Genomic DNA, 18,243 nt, shown 5'->3' with positions numbered 1-18,243 from the left:
GGTGGATAACTTGATATAAAGCCAAAAACGGTGTGGATAAGTTGTGGATAACTACCCTACTTTATCCACATGTTTATCCACAGTTTTACGAATGCTTCAATTCATGTTTGATTTGTTCAATGACTTTCCCAGTTTCCCCGTCCGATTTGATCAACATACTGATCTTTTCATGGGCATGGATGACGGTCGTATGGTCGCGTCCCCCGAATTCTTCTCCGATTTTCGGTAAAGAGCTTTCTGTCATCTCACGCGAAAGATACATCGCGATTTGACGTGGGAAGGCAATCGATTTCGTTCGTTTCTTCGCCTTAAGATCATCAAACGGTAAGTTGAAATGTTTACTGACCGACTCCTGGATGTCACGAATCGTAACTTTACGCGGTTCAGCGACCGGCATGATGTTATGCAAGGCTTCTGCAGCGACATTTGGATCGATTGGTCGCCCGACGAGATTCGCATAGGCAATGACACGCGTCAACGCCCCTTCGAGCTCCCGAATGTTCGTATCAATCTGACTCGCGATGTAGAGCATGACTTCGTTTGAGACGTCAAGCTGCTCCGCATTCGCCTTTTTCCGTAAGATCGCAATCCGTGTCTCGAGATCCGGTGGCGTGATGTCTGTGATCAATCCCCATTCAAAACGAGAACGAAGCCGATCTTCAAGCGTTGGAATCTCTTTTGGTGGTCGGTCACTTGAGATGATGATTTGTTTTTGGTCGTTGTGCAGGGCATTGAACGTATGGAAAAACTCTTCTTGCGTCTGTTCTTTGCCCGCAAGGAACTGAATGTCATCAATTAAGAGGACATCGATGTTACGGTATTTATTTCGAAACTCAACCGTCTTATTATCGCGGATGGAGTTAATGAAGTCATTCGTAAAGCGTTCAGAAGAGACATAGGCAATCCGTGTCCCGAGATTTTGATCTTGAACGTACTGTCCGATGGCATGCATCAGATGGGTTTTGCCAAGACCAACGCCACCATAGATGAAAAGCGGATTGTATGCTTTAGCAGGCGCTTCCGCAACAGCGAGTGAAGCGGCATGCGCAAAACGGTTCCCCGATCCGATGACGAATGTATCGAACGTATACTTCTCATTCAATTGTCCGAGTTCACTCATCGTCAATTCCTCTGTTGGTCTCCGCATGTTCGATGGACGCGATTTCGGAGTCGGTGTTGCCTCAACACGTTCCTCTTCTTGTCGATCGAGCATTTTCTTCGCTTGTCCCTCTTCAATGAACTGAATATCGAGTCGGCTTCCTGTTACTTCCTCAACTGTGTCTTCGAGTAAAGATAAGTACTGGCGCTCGAGCCATGTCACCGTAAATGCAGCTGGTGCTGAAACGAGTAGTGTCGTTCCATTTAGCGTGACGCCTTCTGTGGATTTCAACCACATATCATAACTAGCTTTCGGTGTTCGTTCCTCTTCCTCGATCACAGATAAGACATTATGCCAAAGTTCGGCAGCGTTTTTCATAAATACCCCCCTTTTTTTATCAAGATAGAAAATTTTTGTACACAGGCTTATACACAGACAAAGTTAATGAAGAAACTCGACTTATCCCCATAACGTAAAAACTGTGGATAACGTTATCCACAGGCAGTTGAATCTGTGTATAAAGTTATCCACAGGGTGTGTATAACTTGTTTTGTCCTGAACAATCAGGATCATGTTATGCACAATTAGTGTATCAAAAGAAATGAGCCCTGGCAATGGTTGGAATGATTTATCCACAAGTAAATTAAACCGTCCACAGGTAGTTACCCACAAGCTGTGGATAGTGTGGATAAATTGTGGATAAGAGGTGGATAACTTTTCGAAAGAGGAAGCGTTGAAAAAGAGTTATTCACAAAATACGAAAGAGGACGAAAAAAGAAATCGAAAATCGAGGATTGACGTCGATTTTAAAAAATACTATTGTAGACAAAGTGAAGAGTTATCCACGGAAAGTGTGGATAATGTGGATAAGTCTGTGGATAGGTGGATAAGTCTACACACATCCCCTCCATGATCGATATGTATTCTATCGCGTAATAGAGTTTGCGCAGTCGAATCCTATCGCCTGTTTTCAAACCAGAAATCCCTTAAGCAGGACAAGAAATCTTCTGAACTTTCATTGACAATGCCACAATCAGTTTATATAATGTACAAGACTGCCTTAAAGTAGAAAATAACAATTGGTTATAAAGATCTTTTAAAGGAGGTGCAGACGAATGAAACCAACTTTCAACCCAAACAACCGTAAGCGTAAAAAAGTTCACGGATTCCGTGCGCGTATGGCTACGAAGAGTGGCCGCCGTATCTTGGCTGCTCGCCGTCTTAAGGGCCGCAAAGCCTTGACTGTCTAATGCATTGATGCATCCATCACTTCGGGCATGATCCGAGGTGATTTTTTTTTATGTTTTTTCATGTGTTCGTGCTTTTGTCACATGCGCCCTATCGCGTCGCATGTTTATTCTATGATATGATGAGAGACGACGAATTTTCGTAGTGTCAGGATGGAGTGTGAATAAGGTGAAGAAGGAATACCGCGTCAAGAAAGACAAGGAGTTCCAAGCGGTGTTTACTAAAGGAGCCTCTGTCGCAAATCGGCAATTTGTCGTGTATGCCTTGAAAAAGGAGCAACAGACTCACTTTCGGGTTGGTTTATCCGTCAGTAAGAAAATCGGGAATGCCGTCGTCCGGAATCAGGTAAAACGGTATCTTCGGGAAGCATGCCAGCAGCATGAAGCCTCGATTGCCCCGAATTATGATTTGGTGATCATCGCGCGCAATCCGGCCGCGAAGATGACCGCGCAAGAAGTGGCTGACAGTCTCCGTCACGTGCTCAAACGTTCCGGTGTCTGGATGCGATCAAAAAAATGAATCGTAGCAATGCATCCTGTTGATTTGTACGGCGCTCCCTTTCCTTGCCTTACTATAGAAGAAGATGGCGTTCGACAAAGCGTAAACAATTTCTAGGAGGAATTATGAACAAGAGAACTAAGATTTGGTTAACTCTCGGACTCATGTCCGTGCTCGCGATCGTATTATCCGGCTGTACACCTAGTTCGTATGGTACTGGTGAACCGATCACAGCAGACACAGAAGGTTTTTGGAAACATTACTTCGTTTGGCCGATGGCGTGGTTGATTCGTGAGATTTCACAGTTCTTTAGCGGTGATTACGGTATTGGAATCATCATTACGACACTTCTCGTTCGTCTTGTCATCCTTCCATTGATGATTAAACAAACGAAGAGTATGGGTGGAATGCAAGTCATTCAACCGGAAATGATGAAGCTTCGTGAGAAATACAGCTCAAAAGACCAAGAGACGCAACAGAAATTGCAACAGGAAATGATGAAGCTTTACCAAGAGCATAACGTCAATCCACTTGCAGGCTGTTTACCGATCTTGATCCAAATGCCGATCTTGATCGCGTTCTACAATGCCATCATTTATACACCGGCTATTTTCCAACATACGTTCCTCTGGTTCGACCTTGGGAAACCGGATCCATTCTTCATCTTGCCGATCATGTCTGCAGTACTGACGTATCTGCAACAAAAGATCTCGATGGCAGGTCAAGAAGACAACCCACAAATGAAAATCATGCTCTACGTCTTCCCGATCATGATCTTCATCATGGGTGTTACACTCCCATCTGCCCTTTCGCTTTACTGGGTCGTCGGTTACATCTTCTCGATCATCGTCACGATCGTCATCATGAAGCCGATGCGTGAAAAGATTAAGTTGCAGACGGAAGCGACAATGGCTGCTAAACGTGAAAAAGAAGCGGCACAAGCAGCTCCGGCTCCTAAAAAATCGAAAAAGAAACGCTAATACGTGAAGAGCGACGCTTTGTTTTGACAGAGTGTCGCTCTTTTTCTTTTGCGTCATTTCGTGTATAGTTGTTTCGTTATACCCATTGCAACGATTAAGGATTAAATACTCATAAAAAGACAGAAGAAAAACGAGGTGGAAGAACGGATGATGGAATTTGATACGATTGCCGCGATTTCGACGCCGATGGGAGAAGGGGCGATTGCGATCGTGCGCTTATCAGGTCCTGATGCAGTCGCTGTAGCCGACCGTGTTTACAAAGGGAGCAACCGCTTGACGGAAGTACCAACCCATACGATTCATTACGGGAAATTGGTCGACCATGAGGCGGACCGTGTCGTCGATGAAGTAATGGTGAGTGTCATGCGCGCACCAAAGACGTTTACACGTGAAGATGTCATCGAATTGAATTGTCATGGAGGAGTCGTCGCGGTCAATCGTGTCCTCGAACTCATCCTCGCCCAACCGGAAGTCCGGCTGGCGGAACCTGGTGAATTTACGAAACGTGCGTTCTTGAACGGACGAATCGATTTATCACAAGCGGAAGCCGTCATGGATCTGATCCGGGCGAAGACGGACCGAGCGATGCATGTCGCCGTCAGTCAGATTGAAGGACGTCTCTCAAAACTCGTCCAAGACTTACGTCAACAATTGTTACAGACGATTGCTGCGATCGAAGTCAACATCGATTACCCGGAATACGATGCAGAAGAGATGACGCAACAGATCGTCGAACGTGATGCTGGTGCTGTCCGCGCGATTTTGGCAGAGTTATTAACAACGGCACGCCAAGGAAAAATCTTGCGCGAAGGGTTATCCACAGCGATCATCGGTCGTCCGAACGTCGGAAAGTCGTCTTTGCTCAACACATTGGTGCAAGAAGCAAAGGCCATCGTCACGGATATCGCGGGAACGACACGCGATACGATCGAGGAGTACGTCAATGTTCGCGGTGTACCGTTGAAGTTGATTGATACGGCAGGGATTCGCGAGACGGAAGATATCGTCGAACGGATGGGTGTTGAAAAGTCGCGTCAGGCTTTGAAGACGGCCGATTTAATCTTACTCGTCCTGAACGGGAATGATGTTCTGACGGATGAGGACGTCTTGCTGTTTGAAGCAATCAAAGGGATGAACGCGATCATCATCGTCAACAAGAGTGACTTGGCGCAACAGATTGACTTAGCGCGTGTCACGGAGCTTGCTGATGGTCGACCAATCGTCACGACATCCTTGCTCGAAGAAGCAGGCGTCAACGATCTCGAAGCAGCGATTGCGAGTCTGTTCTTTGAACAGGGTGTCGAAAGTCAGGATATGACGTACGTCTCAAATGCGCGTCACATCCAGCTCATCAAACGAGCGAGTCAAATGATTGAAGATGCTCTCGGTGCAGCAGAAGCAGCGATGCCGATCGACATGGTACAGATCGATTTACGACGAGCGTGGGATACGCTTGGCGAAATCAATGGTGATACAGCACAGGATAGTTTATTGGATCAGTTGTTTTCGCAGTTCTGTCTCGGGAAATAATTCGAGACGACTGCGTGTGGAATAAGAAGGAGGAACCAGTACTATGGCTTATCAAGCAGGTGAATTCGACGTCATCGTCGTCGGAGCCGGACATGCCGGCATCGAAGCCTCTCTTGCTGCGGCACGAATGGGCTCGAAAACGGTCATGTTGACAATGAATCCCGATATGGTCGGATTCATGTATTGCAACCCGTCGATCGGTGGTCCTGCAAAAGGAATCGTCGTCCGGGAAATCGATGCGCTCGGTGGCGAAATGGCACGCGCGATCGATGCAACGTATATTCAAATGAAAATGTTAAACACATCAAAAGGTCCTGCCGTGCGAGCACTACGGGCACAGGCGGATAAATTCGAATACCAAAACCGAATGAAAAAAGCGCTCGAGGATGAACCGAATTTGCTTTTACGTCAAGCGCTCGTCGAACGGTTATTGATTGACGACGAAGGACGTTGCGTCGGTGTCGTCACGAATACAGGGGCGGAGTACCGGGCGAAAGCGGTCATCATCACGACAGGAACGTTCATGCGCGGAAAAATCATCATCGGTGAATTGTCGTACGAGAGTGGTCCGAACAATCAGATGCCATCGATCAATCTATCGAAACATCTTGAAGAACTCGGATTTGAGCTCGCACGTTTCAAGACAGGTACACCACCGCGAATCGACGGGAAAACGATCGATTACTCGAAGACGGAGATTCAACCAGGCGACGAAGTAGCACTTCCATTTAGTCATGAAACGACTCAGATGATCACGGAACAGATCCCATGCTGGTTGACGTATACGACGGAGTATACGCATCAGTTGATCGATGCGAACCTGCACCGCTCACCAATGTTCTCTGGGATGATCAAAGGAACAGGTCCACGTTATTGCCCATCGATCGAAGATAAGGTCGTCCGGTTCAACGATAAACCGCGTCACCAAATCTTCCTTGAGCCAGAAGGTCGCGATACGGAAGAAGTCTACGTGCAAGGATTATCGACAAGTTTACCGGAAGACGTTCAACACGATATTCTCCGCTCGATTCCTGGGCTTGAGAATTCAGAAATGATGCGTCCTGGTTATGCGATTGAGTACGATGCCGTTGTTCCAACACAACTATGGCCAACGCTCGAGACAAAACGTGTTCCTGGTTTATTCACAGCGGGTCAAATCAACGGAACAAGTGGTTATGAGGAAGCGGCAGGACAAGGGATCATGGCAGGGATCAATGCCGGACTACAAGTCCAAGGCAAAGAACCACTTATCTTGTCACGTTCACAAGGCTATATCGGTGTCATGATCGATGATCTCGTTACGAAAGGTACGAACGAACCGTACCGCCTCTTGACGTCACGTGCCGAGTATCGGTTGTTGCTCCGTCATGATAATGCGGATCTTCGTCTATCGGAAATCGGACACGAACTTGGTCTGATCTCAGAAGAACGCCAAGCGAAGTTACTCGACAAACAAGAGCAAATTCGTCTTGAGATGAAACGTCTTGAGAAAGTCGTCATTAAAGCGACACCAGACGTAAATGCACAGCTAGAAGCGATTGGTGCATCACCACTCAAAGAAGCTTTGCATGCGATCACGTTGTTGAAACGTCCGGAAATCACGTACGCGTTGATTGCTCAAATGACGCCACCGGAAACACCATTATCTGCAGAAGCAGCAGAACAAGTCGAAATCCAAGTCAAATATGCCGGCTACATCGATAAACAACTCGATCAAGTCGAAAAAATGATGCGGATGGAGCAAAAACGGATTCCAGATCGCCTTGATTATGATGCGATCAGTGGATTAGCGATCGAAGCGAAACAAAAACTAAACCAAGTGCGTCCGCTCTCGATCGGACAAGCATCTCGGATCTCAGGGGTTAACCCGTCTGATATCTCGATTCTGCTTGTCTATATCGAGCAAGGCCAATACGCATTGACTGCGGAGTGAACGAGATGAACCAACAGCAATTCGTAACAGCATTGGCAGCACAGGGACTTGAGGTCTCAGAACATCAATTGCATCAATTTAAACGGTATTATGAACTGCTCGTCGAGTGGAATGAAAAGATGAATCTGACGGCAATCACGGACGAAGAAGATGTCTACCTCAAGCACTTCTATGATTCAATCACAGCAGCCTTCTATTTTGATTTCACGACAGTCACGACGGTTTGTGATGTTGGTGCGGGCGCTGGTTTCCCAAGCCTGCCGATCAAGATCATGTTCCCACATCTCCAAGTGACGATCGTCGATTCACTGAACAAACGAATCGGCTTCCTCAATCATTTGGCGACGGAACTTGGACTCGAAGGTGTCGCGTTCCATCATGGACGCGCCGAAGAGTTCGGTAAAAATAAACAATTCCGCGAACGGTTTGATGTCGTGACAGCACGTGCGGTCGCCCGGATGTCCGTTCTCGCGGAATATTGCCTACCGCTTGCGAAAGTCGGGGGTCAATTCGTTGCCTTGAAGGCAGCGAAAGTCAGTGAAGAGCTCGAGGATGGTGCGATTGCCTTAAAAGTACTCGGTGGGAATTTACGGGAAAGTTTCCAGTTCCAATTGCCAGGCGAGGAAAGTGAGCGTAATATCGTTATTGTAGATAAAAAACGAACAACACCCGGGAAATATCCGCGTAAAGCGGGTACGCCTGCAAAAGATCCATTAAGCTAAACACCGTTTCACGTGAAACGATGACTGATAAAGGTGAGGTGCGCCAACGTGAGAAATGCAATTGCCAAGCTGCTCGGTAAGGGAGGGCAACCTGCTACGATCGAGCTTGACCCACAAGAGACGGTTCAGGAATTACCATTGACAGAACTTGTCGCGAACCAGTTCCAACCACGGACAGTGTTTGATGGGGACCGAATTGAAGAGCTAGCCGTTACGATCGAAGAGCATGGATTACTCCAGCCGATCGTCGTTCGAAAACAAGGAACAGGATACGAAATCATTGCGGGAGAACGACGATACCGGGCAGTGCGCTCGCTTGGCTGGGAAACGATTCCTGCCATCGTCAAAGAGATGACGGACGAGACGACTGCTTCACTGGCATTGATTGAAAATCTGCAACGCGAAGATTTGACACCAATCGAAGAAGCAGAAGCCTATGAGCGCTTGCTTGCGTTACAAGACATCACGCAAGAAGTGTTAGCTCGTAAGCTCGGACGTAGTCAATCGACGATTGCTAACAAATTGCGTTTGCTTCGATTGCCAACGGATGTCCGGGAAGCGTTGAAGCAACGGACGATCACGGAGCGTCATGCCCGTGCGTTATTACCGCTCAAGGATGAAGCGCTACAAGTAACGGTACTCGCTGAAATTCTGGAACGGGAATGGAACGTCAAGGAGACGGAGCGCCGGGTGGAACGATTGATGACACCACAGCCACCGAAGAAAAAACGTCATAAGAGCTTTGCTCGCGATACACGGATTGCGTTAAATACCCTTCGCGATTCCGTCGATATGATCGAGCAAACCGGATTGACGATTGAAAAAGAAGAAGTCGATTGTGAAGAATATGTAGAGGTGCGGATTCGCATCGTGAAGGCACGTCCGGAATAAGCGGTCGTGCCTTCCGCTACGTTTAGGAGAGAAGGCAAGTGAACGAATTACCTGTTCGGGCGATTCGCCCGAATCCGACTCAACCCCGGAAACGATTCAATGAAAAAGCATTAGAAGAGTTAGCCCAATCGCTCGTTCGACACGGGATGATCCAACCGATCGTCGTCCGACCACGTGATGGCTATTATGAAATCATCGCCGGCGAACGACGGTATCAAGCAGCGAGTCGCGCAGGATTCGAACGTGTACCGGTCCTCGTGATCGAAGCAGACGAGACACGCGTGATGGAGCTCGCTTTGATCGAAAACATCCAACGGGCGGATTTATCCGCGATTGAAGAGGCGATGGCGTATGCGGAGATGATCGAGGAATTCGGCATCACGCAAGCAGAGCTTGCGCAGCGTGTTGGCAAAAGTCGTTCGCACATCACGAACAGTCTTCGGTTACTACAATTGCCACTACTCGTTCAACAAGCCGTCATGGATGAGCGGCTATCGATGGGACATGCCCGTGCCCTATTGTCGCTGAAGCATCCAAAGAAGATCGAGCAGATGGCAGAACGCGTCATGGCGGAAAACTGGAACGTCCGTCGGTTGGAGCAGGCACTTCGGGAGCGAAAGGAAGCCGTCCGTCCGCAACAAGCGACCGCTGTCCAATTCGTCGAAGAGTCGCTTCGCGAAAAATACGGGGCGACGGTACGAATCAAACAAGGCAAACAAGCAGGGAAACTCGAGATTGATTTTGCAGATGAAGACGACCTCAATCGGTTGCTCGACTTGTTATTACCTGAATCGGATCAATGAAAAAGAAGCGTTCCGGTGACGGTTCGCTTCTTTTTCATTACATCGAACGTGGCGTGAAGGAAATCGTCGTCCGTGTCGATTCAGCGGATAGTTTCGCATCGAGCATGTGGAAACTGTTCGCGACGAGTTCTGCTAGTTCATAAACGAGATGTAACCGTGTATTTTGGAGAATCATCATCTCCATGAATCCACTGACGTTAACGACAGCCTTAATGTTGAAGTCACCGACCGCAGGCAATTCTTTTTGAACGCCGGCACCGGGTGCGAGTGGACCTTCCGAGAAGAAGACGTGCCCAACGCTTGAAAGTCGACCAAGACACGCATCAATTGCGATGACGAGCGGACGGTAATGGGTCGTTTGGATTGAGTGAATCGTTTCAGCGAGATTCAGTGCATGGACGGGTTTAGCGAGTGTACCGTAAACGTGGAGATGAGCAGGTGCTTGTTTTTCAAGGAATGTTCCGACAAGTGGACCGAGTGAGTCGCCCGTCGAACGATCAGAACCAATGCAAACGAGTACGATTGGTCGTTTTTCCTGGACTGCGGAGATTTGTTCGAATAATTGTTCGGCTAAGCGTTCTTTCGCGAACGGTTCCGTATATTCTAAAAAGAAAGAATAGGGCTTGGGCTCGTGCGAATGAAAGCGGAAATTCATCGAAATCATCCTTTCTTCTCTTGGTGTCGGTGTCGTGGTGGATTGGCAAGAGTGAAGGGTTCTTAGATGATTTTCCTTTCCCGGTTTTTCCAAAAATCTAACGTCAAAATCGGCTCTTTGGTTGAAACTCAATTAAAATCACGTATACTGTCGTAATAGAGAGAACAAGAAAGGATGAGAGAATGGCTACCAATCAAGATGTACAAGAATCCGTCGCCCAAGTCGATAAACTAATCAATCAAGTAATGGATGCGGATATGTGGATTCGTTTTGGGATGAAACTACTGATTGCGCTCATCATCATCGCGGCGTTCTATGTGTTAACGCGCGTTTTGACTGGGGCAGTCTCGCGTCTCTTTACGATTAGGAAAATCAATGAACAGGACTACTTGGCGCAACGTCAGAACGAGACATTACTGAAGTTGCTCCAAAATGCGATTCGTTACGTGCTCGGAATCGTCATGTTGTTGACGGTACTCAGTCAGTTCGGAATCAACATCACCGGTCTTGTCGCCAGTGCGGGGATTGCCGGTCTTGCGATTTCGTTCGGTGCGAAGAACTTGGTGCAAGATATCATTACCGGAGCGTTCATCATCTTCGAACGCCAGTTCAAAGTCGGAGATTATGTACGCGTCGGTGTGATCGAAGGAGTCGTAACGGAACTTGGAATCCGGACGACGAAACTAAAAGGACTCAACGGGGAGATCCACATCATCCCGAACGGTCAGATTTTGCAAGTCACGAACTATTCGGTCGACAACAGTTTCGCGCTCGTTGATGTTCAAGTCTCCTATGACGAAGATCTCGAACGGGTCGAACAAGTCTTGCATGAGATCGCGGACCGGACAACGAAGAAGTATGTCGATATGTTCGTCGAACCGATTCAGATGCTTGGCGTCCAGACGCTTGGTCCTTCTGAAGTCGTCTATCGTTTGATGGCAGAAGTACCACCGATGCAACATTTCCAAGCCGGTCGTCTAATCCGGAAGGAATTGAAGCAAGGACTAGAAGAAGAAAACATCAAGATCCCGTATCCACGGATGGTCATGATGAATCCAGAACAAAAGAATGGTGGACAAACGGATGATTCCAAAAACGTATCAACTCCATGATTATGTTGAGATGAAGAAGCAGCATCCATGTGGTACGAACCGATGGCAAATCATTCGGGTCGGCATGGATATCCGAATCAAATGTCAAGGTTGCGGGGCAAGCATTTTGATGCCACGTCGTGATTTTGATAAACGATTGAAAAAAGTCTTACCAGAGTAATGAAAAGCGGATCTGATCCTCGTGATTAGATTCGCTTTTTTGTTGTCTTGCTTAAGTGGAGCAGTTGCGTTCGGTTAGGACGTGAGTAAAAAAGACGGTCGAGCTCCTTGCTTAAAAAAATTGAACTATCTATAATTGTGAAAGATGTGCTGACGTGGTGTAATCATTCTACCCACTGCGGCCGCTAGCACGGATTTCCTAGGAAATACCGAAAAGGAGGAATTCCAAGTGGGATTAACAGCAGGAATCGTTGGCTTACCAAACGTAGGAAAATCAACACTTTTTAACGCCATCACACAAGCAGGTGTAGAGGCAGCGAACTACCCGTTCGCAACGATCGACCCGAACGTCGGTGTCGTTGAAGTACCAGATGCACGTCTTCGGAAATTGACGGAACTCGTCAACCCGAAAAAGACGATCCCGACAGCATTCGAATTCACGGATATTGCAGGTATCGTAAAAGGCGCGTCTAAAGGGGAAGGTCTCGGAAATAAATTCCTCGCGAACATTCGTGAGGTAGATGCGATCTGTCAGGTCGTGCGTTGTTTCGTCGATGAAAACATCACACACGTGGCCGGAAAAGTCTCACCGATCGATGACATCGAGACGATCAACCTCGAATTGATCCTCGCAGACCTCGAGCAAGTCGAAAAACGGATTCAGCGTGTCCAAAAACAAGTCAAGTCACGCGATAAAAACGCAGCGGCTGAACTCGAAGCACTTGAAATCGTGCAAGCATTACTCGAAGACGAGAAACCAGCACGTCTCGCTGAATTGAACGAAGATCAAGCAGCTCTCGTCAAACACTTCCAATTGTTGACGATGAAACCGATGCTTTACGTTGCAAACGTTGGCGAAGATGAAGTCGCAGACGCGGACAATAACGAAAACGTCCGTCTCGTACGCGAATTCGCAGAAAAAGAAGGTTCTGAAGTCATCGTCATCTGTGCTCGGATTGAAGAAGAGATTGCAGAGCTTGAGCCAGAAGAACGTCAAGAGTTCCTCGTCGATCTCGGAATCGAAGAATCAGGTCTTGATCAATTGATCCATGCAGCATACAGCACGCTTGGTCTTGCGACATACTTCACAGCAGGTGAAAAAGAAGTACGCGCTTGGACGTTCAAAAAAGGGATGAAAGCTCCGCAATGTGCGGGTGTCATCCACTCGGACTTCGAACGTGGATTCATCCGTGCAGAAGTCGTTTCGTACGAAGATTTAGCAGCAGCAGGCAACATGGCTACAGTCAAGGAACAAGGACGTTACCGTTCAGAAGGTAAGGAATATGTCTTCCAAGACGGCGATGTCGTCACATTCCGCTTCAACGTCTAATCGAAATCGAATCGTTATTGCATAAAGCAAAATACTTTGGTAGTATTAACGAATGTGAGTAATGAATTATTGCTCCTTGCTCGAACATTCGAGCCGCCAGTCCAAGAGGAGGTGACAGATATGCGTAAATACGAAGTACTTTACATCATCCGTCCGGAACTTGATGAGGAAGCACGCAAAGCAACAGTGGAGCGTTTCAACAAAGTCCTCACTGATAACGGTGGTACAGTTGATAAAACAACTGAAATGGGTAAACGTCGTTTCGCTTACGAAATCAATGATATGCGTGAAGGGTTCTACGTTCTTCTTAACGTTTCTGCTGAACCAGCAGCTACAAAAGAACTTGACCGTCTCATGAAGATCAGTGACGATATCGTTCGCTTAATGATCACAAAAGACGAGAAATAAGCTGAAACAGGAGAGTGATTCTGATGATTAACCGCGTCGTTTTAGTCGGTCGGTTAACTCGTGACCCGGAAATGCGTTATACGCAGAGCGGGATTGCGGTAACGCGATTCACACTCGCATGTGACCGTCCTTTCACAGGGCAAGATGGGAAGCGAGAAGCTGATTTCATCGATTGCGTCGTTTGGCGCAAGCAAGCAGAGAACGTTGCTCAGTATTTGAAGAAGGGTAGTCTTGCTGGTGTAGAGGGTCGCCTCCAGATTAGCAGCTACGACGATAAAGAAGGGCAACGCCGTTATCGTGCGGAAGTCGTCGCTGATAGCGTCCGCTTCCTTGAGTCACGTAACGCGAGCCGTTCTTCGGATGGTAGCGAAGGCTACGCTTCATCTACTGGTGGAAACGGGAATGCTGCAGGATGGGGTTCACAGCAACAGCAGAACAACTCTTCCTCGCCAGCACCCGCTTCATCGAATTCGGGCTTCGGCGCTGATCCGTTCAGCGGCGGTAGTTCGATCGACCTTTCAGACGACGATCTCCCGTTCTAAGGAAATCGTCCTGAAAAATCCAAGTTAAAAAGGAGGTTAATCACATGGCACGTCGTCCAGGTGGAAAACGTCGTCGTAAAGTATGTTACTTCACGTCGAACCACATCACTCATATCGATTATAAAGACGTAGAACTTCTCAAACGTTTCATTTCGGAACGCGGTAAGATTCTTCCACGTCGTGTGACTGGTACTTCAGCGAAATACCAACGTCCACTTACAATCGCAATCAAACGCGCACGTCAAATGGCTTTAATCCCATACGTGGCTGACTGATTTCGTAGCACCATCCTCATGCGTGAGGATGGTGCTTTTTTTCGCTTCCCTTTCATCCCCTCCTGCTTTTCGGTTATAATAAACAAGTTACTAAAAATTTAAATGAACCCTATAGAGCATATAAGGAGGACACGATGGAGTCAGGTCAACAAGTATCACCGGAACGAGAACGACGCATCGTTCGCTTCATTCCGTATCTATTAATCGTCGGTCTGCTTCTCGTCGTCGCTGTACGTGAACCGATCATCTCCGCTATCGGAGCCGTCGTGACTGCCCTCCTCTTCGGATTGCACCTATTCGAAGAACGCCGTGCACGCAGGGCATGGGAGGCGTACGTCGCCGGAATCTCGATGCAAGTCGAGGAGACGGGACAAGATGCGTTGACGAACATGCCAATCGGGATTTTGTTATACGATGAGGAAACCCTCGTCACCTGGTTCAATGATCCGATGCGGGAGATCTTTGATGATGTAGCGATGGGACAGACGCTCAATGAGCTCGATCCCTTATTCATCGAGATGGTCGCGACGAACGAGGACCAAGCGACGCTTGAAATCGGTGATGCTGTATATCGCGTCTTTTCAAATCATGAGAATCGGACGTTCTATCTGTTCGATATGACAGAAGAAGCACAAGTCGAACAACAACTCGTCGATAATCAGACAGTCATCGGCGTTATCTATCTCGATAACTACGATGAGATGACACAAGGTATCGAAGATCAGTTGCGCAGTGAGTTGAACAGCCGAGTTACGCAACTGTTGAATCACTGGGCAGCCGAACACGGAACGTATATCAAACGAACCGCATCTGATCGATACTTCATCGTCACGACAGAAGAGAATCTTCGGATTCTTGAACGATCGAAGTTCACGATTCTTGATATCGTGCGCGAAGAGACGAGTCAGCGTGGTGTCCAGTTGACGCTGTCGATCGGAATTGGTTGCGGTAGTGATCCGATTCCGGCGCTTGGTCTGATGGCTCAATCGAGTCTCGATCTCGCGCTAGGACGGGGAGGCGACCAAGTCGTCATCAAACGCGACGGGAAAGTCCGCTTTTATGGCGGCAAGACGAATCCGACAGAAAAACGGACACGTGTCCGAGCACGTGTCATTGCCAACTCGCTTCGTGACTTAATGCAGGAATCAAGCCGTGTCCTGATCATGGGGCATAAGAATCCGGATATGGATGCACTCGGATCAGCGATCGGCATTTTGAAGCTTGCGGAAATGAACGATAAGGAAGCGCATATCGTTTTACCGCCAGAAGAAATCGGTCGCGGGATTCGTCGGATGATGGACGAGATCGCTGAAGTACCACAACTCGAGACACGGTTCGTCAATGCATTTCAAGCCGATCAGTTAATTGACGATCAGACGTTACTCGTCGTCGTCGATACACACAAACCGTCGCTCGTCGTCGTGCCGACGTTACTCGATCGATTCGAGCATATGGTCGTGATTGATCATCACCGGCGTGGGGAGGACTTCATCGAAGATGCGGTCCTCGTTTATCTCGAGCCTTACGCATCGTCGACGTCAGAACTCGTCACCGAGCTGATCGAGTACCAGCCGACGAATCAGAAGCTATCGATGCTTGAGGCGACGGCGTTACTCGCCGGCATCATCGTCGATACGAAAGGCTTTGCGCTTCGGACCGGCTCGCGGACGTTCGATGCTGCATCTTACTTGCGTTCACAAGGTGCTGACACGGTGCTCGTGCAAGAGTTCCTCAGTCAGGATCTTGAGACGTACGTTGAGCAGTCACATATCCTCGAGCGGTCCGAGGTCTATACGAAAGGGATGGCGATTGCGACAGCGGAACCTGGCGTCATTCACGATCAAGTCTTGATCGCACAAGCAGCCGATCAATTGTTGTCGCTCCAAGGCATTCGTGCTGCCTTCGTCATTGCGGAACTTCAAGACGGACGGACAGCGATCAGTGCCCGTTCACTCGGAGAAGTCAACGTCCAGTTGATCATGGAGACGCTCGGAGGCGGTGGTCACTTGACGAACGCGGCGACACAGATGTCAGAATCGGTCGTCACGGTCGCGGATGCGTTGCGTAAAGCGATCGATCAATATCTAGAAGATGAGACAAAAGGAGAGGAATCAGAATGAAGGTTATTTTCTTACAAGATGTAAAAGGACAAGGTAAAGCAGGAGACGTCAAAGACGTGGCCGATGCTTATGCAAATAACGTACTCTTCAAGAAAAAGTTGGCGCGTCCTGCGACGACTGGCAACTTGAAGCAACATGAAGCACATGAACGTAAAGCAGCAGAAGAAGCGAAACAGAACTTGCTTGACGCACAAGCGTTAAAAGAGAAAATCGAAAAAGAGACGATCGTCGTCTCGACGAAAGCCGGTGAAGGCGGTCGTGTCTTCGGTTCTGTCACAAGCAAACAGATCGCGGAAGCACTCAAGAGCATGGGCTACAAAATCGACAAACGTAAAATCGAGCTCGAGCACCCAATCAAGGCACTCGGCTTTACGAAGGTACCATTGAAGCTACACAACGAAGTGACAGCGACGCTGAACGTTCAGGTCAAAGAGGCGTGAGTAGAAAAGGGGAACGGTGATGAGTGAAGTCATGCAAAATATGCCTCCCCAAAGTATCGAGGCAGAACAAGCCGTCCTAGGGGCGATCATGATTGATGCGGATCGTTTGATCAGTGCATCAGAACGTCTGTTACCGCAGGACTTTTACCGTGCCTCTCACCAACGGATCTTCGAAGCGATGCTCGTGCTGTCCGACCGAGGCGAAGCGATCGACCTCGTCACGGTCACAGCCGAGCTGAGTACGCTTGGCATCCTAGATGAGATCGGTGGTCTACCGTATCTAGCGGAACTAGCGGAAGGTGTACCAACCGCAGCCAACATCAATTACTACGTCAACGTCGTTGACCAGAAGTCGACGCTTCGGCGTCTCATTCGGACGGCGGGTGAAATCGTCACTGATGGATACGAGCGGCAAAACGAGGTCGATGTCCTGCTGAACGAGGCAGAACGGAAGATTCTCGAAGTATCACAAGGAAAAGGGAGCGCGAGCTTCATCCCGATCTCGGACGTCTTGACGAGTGCGTATGCAACGATTGATAAATTGCATAAGCAAAGCGGCGAGACGACGGGGATTCCGACTGGCTTCCAGGATCTCGATAAGATGACGGCCGGCTTCCAGCGTAACGATCTAATCATCGTCGCAGCACGTCCATCGGTCGGGAAGACGGCGTTCGCCTTGAACATCTCGCAAAACGTCGCGACACGCGCTGACGAGAACGTTGCCATCTTTAGTCTTGAGATGGGTGCCGAACAGCTCGTCATGCGGATGCTCTGTGCCGAAGGAAACGTCGATGCGCAGCGTCTGCGGACTGGTCAACTCGAAGAAGAGGACTGGGGCAAGTTATCGCTTGCGATGAGTAACCTGTCTCAAGCCGGCATCTACATCGACGATACACCAGGTATTCGGGTTAACGATATCCGGGCGAAGTGCCGTCGTTTGAAGCAGGAGCACGGTCTTGGGATGATCATGATCGACTACTTGCAGCTGATTCAAGGGAATGGTCGCTCCAGCGACAACCGTCAACAAGAGGTCTCGGAAATCTCCCGTTCCTTGAAATCACTCGCGCGTGAACTCGAAGTCCCCGTCATCGCCTTATCGCAGCTCTCCCGTGGAGTTGAGAGTCGTCAAGATAAACGACCGATGATGTCGGATATCCGGGAATCGGGAGCGATCGAGCAAGATGCCGATATCGTCGCCTTCTTGTATCGTGACGATTACTACAATAAAGAAACGGAAGATGCGAATACGATTGAGATCATCATCGCAAAACAGCGGAATGGTCCAACCGGAACGGTCAAACTCGCCTTCCGAAAAGAATTCAACAAGTTCGTGGATCTCGAGCCAAGTAACTCGTATGCGCCACCAGCTTAATCCAAGCTACGCTTTGTCTTCGATCATCGGAGACAAAACGTAGCTTTTTTTATTTTCACCTAAAGATTCTCAGTTTATTCATCAAAAACGATAATTAAACGAACGAAAGAGAATTGTAACAATTAA

The 18,243-nt window shown here is 48.3% G+C and carries 19 protein-coding genes; 17 read left to right on the top strand and 2 right to left on the bottom strand.

Annotation, left to right across the window (positions count from 1 at the left end):
* Nucleotides 1–85: 85 nt before the first annotated feature.
* Nucleotides 86–1,477: a chromosomal replication initiator protein DnaA gene (gene dnaA / locus U719_RS16190; protein ID WP_023469863.1), complete on the bottom strand. Its 1,392-nt coding sequence runs from the start codon at nt 1,475–1,477 to the stop codon at nt 86–88.
* A 737-nt stretch (nt 1,478–2,214) separates the two neighbouring features.
* Here dnaA and rpmH point away from each other — a divergent pair.
* From rpmH to U719_RS16150, 8 genes are all read left to right on the top strand, one after another.
* Entirely contained in the window at nt 2,215–2,349 is a 135-nt protein-coding gene (rpmH, locus tag U719_RS16185; RefSeq protein WP_012371910.1) for a 50S ribosomal protein L34, read from the top strand.
* Nucleotides 2,350–2,515: 166 nt separating this feature from the next.
* Entirely contained in the window at nt 2,516–2,866 is a 351-nt protein-coding gene (gene rnpA / locus U719_RS16180) for a ribonuclease P protein component (protein WP_023469862.1), read from the top strand.
* Nucleotides 2,867–2,970: 104 nt separating this feature from the next.
* The gene (gene yidC, locus U719_RS16175; protein WP_023469861.1) at nt 2,971–3,825 is read left to right on the top strand and encodes a membrane protein insertase YidC; all 855 of its coding nucleotides are present in this window, start codon (nt 2,971–2,973) and stop codon (nt 3,823–3,825) included.
* Between the two features lie 147 nt (nt 3,826–3,972).
* Nucleotides 3,973–5,355, top strand: a complete 1,383-nt coding sequence (gene mnmE / locus U719_RS16170; protein WP_023469860.1) for a tRNA uridine-5-carboxymethylaminomethyl(34) synthesis GTPase MnmE — start codon at nt 3,973–3,975, stop codon at nt 5,353–5,355.
* A gap of 43 nt (nt 5,356–5,398) precedes the next feature.
* On the top strand, nt 5,399–7,288 hold the full coding sequence (mnmG, locus tag U719_RS16165) for a tRNA uridine-5-carboxymethylaminomethyl(34) synthesis enzyme MnmG (protein WP_023469859.1): 1,890 nt from the start codon (nt 5,399–5,401) through the stop codon (nt 7,286–7,288).
* 5 nt (nt 7,289–7,293) lie between these two features.
* Nucleotides 7,294–8,010, top strand: a complete 717-nt coding sequence (gene rsmG / locus U719_RS16160) for a 16S rRNA (guanine(527)-N(7))-methyltransferase RsmG (RefSeq protein WP_023469858.1) — start codon at nt 7,294–7,296, stop codon at nt 8,008–8,010.
* A gap of 48 nt (nt 8,011–8,058) precedes the next feature.
* Nucleotides 8,059–8,901: a nucleoid occlusion protein gene (gene noc, locus U719_RS16155; protein WP_023469857.1), complete on the top strand. Its 843-nt coding sequence runs from the start codon at nt 8,059–8,061 to the stop codon at nt 8,899–8,901.
* A 38-nt stretch (nt 8,902–8,939) separates the two neighbouring features.
* Complete coding sequence (locus U719_RS16150) at nt 8,940–9,704, top strand: ParB/RepB/Spo0J family partition protein (protein ID WP_023469856.1); 765 nt, start codon at nt 8,940–8,942, stop codon at nt 9,702–9,704.
* 37 nt (nt 9,705–9,741) lie between these two features.
* On the opposite strand, the gene yyaC is transcribed toward U719_RS16150, so the two are convergent.
* The gene (gene yyaC, locus U719_RS16145; RefSeq protein ID WP_034786343.1) at nt 9,742–10,359 is read right to left on the bottom strand and encodes a spore protease YyaC; all 618 of its coding nucleotides are present in this window, start codon (nt 10,357–10,359) and stop codon (nt 9,742–9,744) included.
* A 182-nt stretch (nt 10,360–10,541) separates the two neighbouring features.
* Between yyaC and U719_RS16140 the strand changes: the two genes are divergently transcribed.
* From U719_RS16140 to dnaB, 9 genes are all read left to right on the top strand, one after another.
* Nucleotides 10,542–11,471 carry a mechanosensitive ion channel family protein gene (locus U719_RS16140; protein ID WP_023469854.1) on the top strand — a complete coding sequence of 310 codons (930 nt, stop codon included), beginning with the start codon at nt 10,542–10,544 and terminating at the stop codon, nt 11,469–11,471.
* Complete coding sequence (locus tag U719_RS16135; protein ID WP_023469853.1) at nt 11,443–11,631, top strand: DUF951 domain-containing protein; 189 nt, start codon at nt 11,443–11,445, stop codon at nt 11,629–11,631. Before U719_RS16140 ends, U719_RS16135 begins: the two co-directional genes overlap by 29 nt.
* A 228-nt stretch (nt 11,632–11,859) precedes the next feature.
* The gene (gene ychF, locus U719_RS16130) at nt 11,860–12,960 is read left to right on the top strand and encodes a redox-regulated ATPase YchF (RefSeq protein ID WP_023469852.1); all 1,101 of its coding nucleotides are present in this window, start codon (nt 11,860–11,862) and stop codon (nt 12,958–12,960) included.
* Nucleotides 12,961–13,080: 120 nt separating this feature from the next.
* Nucleotides 13,081–13,368 carry a 30S ribosomal protein S6 gene (gene rpsF / locus U719_RS16125; protein ID WP_023469851.1) on the top strand — a complete coding sequence of 96 codons (288 nt, stop codon included), beginning with the start codon at nt 13,081–13,083 and terminating at the stop codon, nt 13,366–13,368.
* A gap of 23 nt (nt 13,369–13,391) precedes the next feature.
* On the top strand, nt 13,392–13,910 hold the full coding sequence (ssb, locus tag U719_RS16120) for a single-stranded DNA-binding protein (protein WP_023469850.1): 519 nt from the start codon (nt 13,392–13,394) through the stop codon (nt 13,908–13,910).
* A gap of 44 nt (nt 13,911–13,954) precedes the next feature.
* A complete protein-coding gene (rpsR, locus tag U719_RS16115) occupies nt 13,955–14,185 on the top strand; it encodes a 30S ribosomal protein S18 (RefSeq protein ID WP_023469849.1) in 231 nt (76 codons plus the stop codon).
* A 134-nt stretch (nt 14,186–14,319) separates the two neighbouring features.
* Complete coding sequence (locus U719_RS16110; protein WP_023469848.1) at nt 14,320–16,305, top strand: DHH family phosphoesterase; 1,986 nt, start codon at nt 14,320–14,322, stop codon at nt 16,303–16,305.
* Nucleotides 16,302–16,745, top strand: coding sequence for a 50S ribosomal protein L9 (gene rplI / locus U719_RS16105; RefSeq protein WP_023469847.1), 444 nt, complete (start codon nt 16,302–16,304; stop codon nt 16,743–16,745). The genes U719_RS16110 and rplI overlap by 4 nt, the downstream gene beginning before the upstream one ends.
* Before the next feature lie 19 nt (nt 16,746–16,764).
* Nucleotides 16,765–18,117 (top strand): replicative DNA helicase, encoded by a 1,353-nt coding sequence (gene dnaB, locus U719_RS16100; RefSeq protein ID WP_023469846.1) that lies wholly within the window; start codon nt 16,765–16,767, stop codon nt 18,115–18,117.
* The last annotated feature ends 126 nt before the right edge of the window (nt 18,118–18,243 follow it).

This window comes from Exiguobacterium sp. MH3 (genome assembly GCF_000496635.1).
Lineage (GTDB): Bacteria > Bacillota > Bacilli > Exiguobacteriales > Exiguobacteriaceae > Exiguobacterium_A > Exiguobacterium_A indicum.
This window is presented reverse-complemented; position numbering and strand designations above follow the sequence as displayed.

Coding starts and splice junctions, on each gene's coding strand:
- dnaA (WP_023469863.1), bottom strand. CDS start 1,477: ATGAAAAACGCTGCCGAACTTTGGCATAATGTCTTATCTGTGATCGAG.
- rpmH (WP_012371910.1), top strand. CDS start 2,215: ATGAAACCAACTTTCAACCCAAACAACCGTAAGCGTAAAAAAGTTCAC.
- yidC (WP_023469861.1), top strand. CDS start 2,971: ATGAACAAGAGAACTAAGATTTGGTTAACTCTCGGACTCATGTCCGTG.
- mnmE (WP_023469860.1), top strand. CDS start 3,973: ATGATGGAATTTGATACGATTGCCGCGATTTCGACGCCGATGGGAGAA.
- mnmG (WP_023469859.1), top strand. CDS start 5,399: ATGGCTTATCAAGCAGGTGAATTCGACGTCATCGTCGTCGGAGCCGGA.
- rsmG (WP_023469858.1), top strand. CDS start 7,294: ATGAACCAACAGCAATTCGTAACAGCATTGGCAGCACAGGGACTTGAG.
- yyaC (WP_034786343.1), bottom strand. CDS start 10,359: ATGAATTTCCGCTTTCATTCGCACGAGCCCAAGCCCTATTCTTTCTTT.
- U719_RS16140 (WP_023469854.1), top strand. CDS start 10,542: ATGGCTACCAATCAAGATGTACAAGAATCCGTCGCCCAAGTCGATAAA.
- U719_RS16135 (WP_023469853.1), top strand. CDS start 11,443: ATGATTCCAAAAACGTATCAACTCCATGATTATGTTGAGATGAAGAAG.
- rpsF (WP_023469851.1), top strand. CDS start 13,081: ATGCGTAAATACGAAGTACTTTACATCATCCGTCCGGAACTTGATGAG.
- ssb (WP_023469850.1), top strand. CDS start 13,392: ATGATTAACCGCGTCGTTTTAGTCGGTCGGTTAACTCGTGACCCGGAA.
- rpsR (WP_023469849.1), top strand. CDS start 13,955: ATGGCACGTCGTCCAGGTGGAAAACGTCGTCGTAAAGTATGTTACTTC.
- U719_RS16110 (WP_023469848.1), top strand. CDS start 14,320: ATGGAGTCAGGTCAACAAGTATCACCGGAACGAGAACGACGCATCGTT.
- rplI (WP_023469847.1), top strand. CDS start 16,302: ATGAAGGTTATTTTCTTACAAGATGTAAAAGGACAAGGTAAAGCAGGA.
- dnaB (WP_023469846.1), top strand. CDS start 16,765: ATGAGTGAAGTCATGCAAAATATGCCTCCCCAAAGTATCGAGGCAGAA.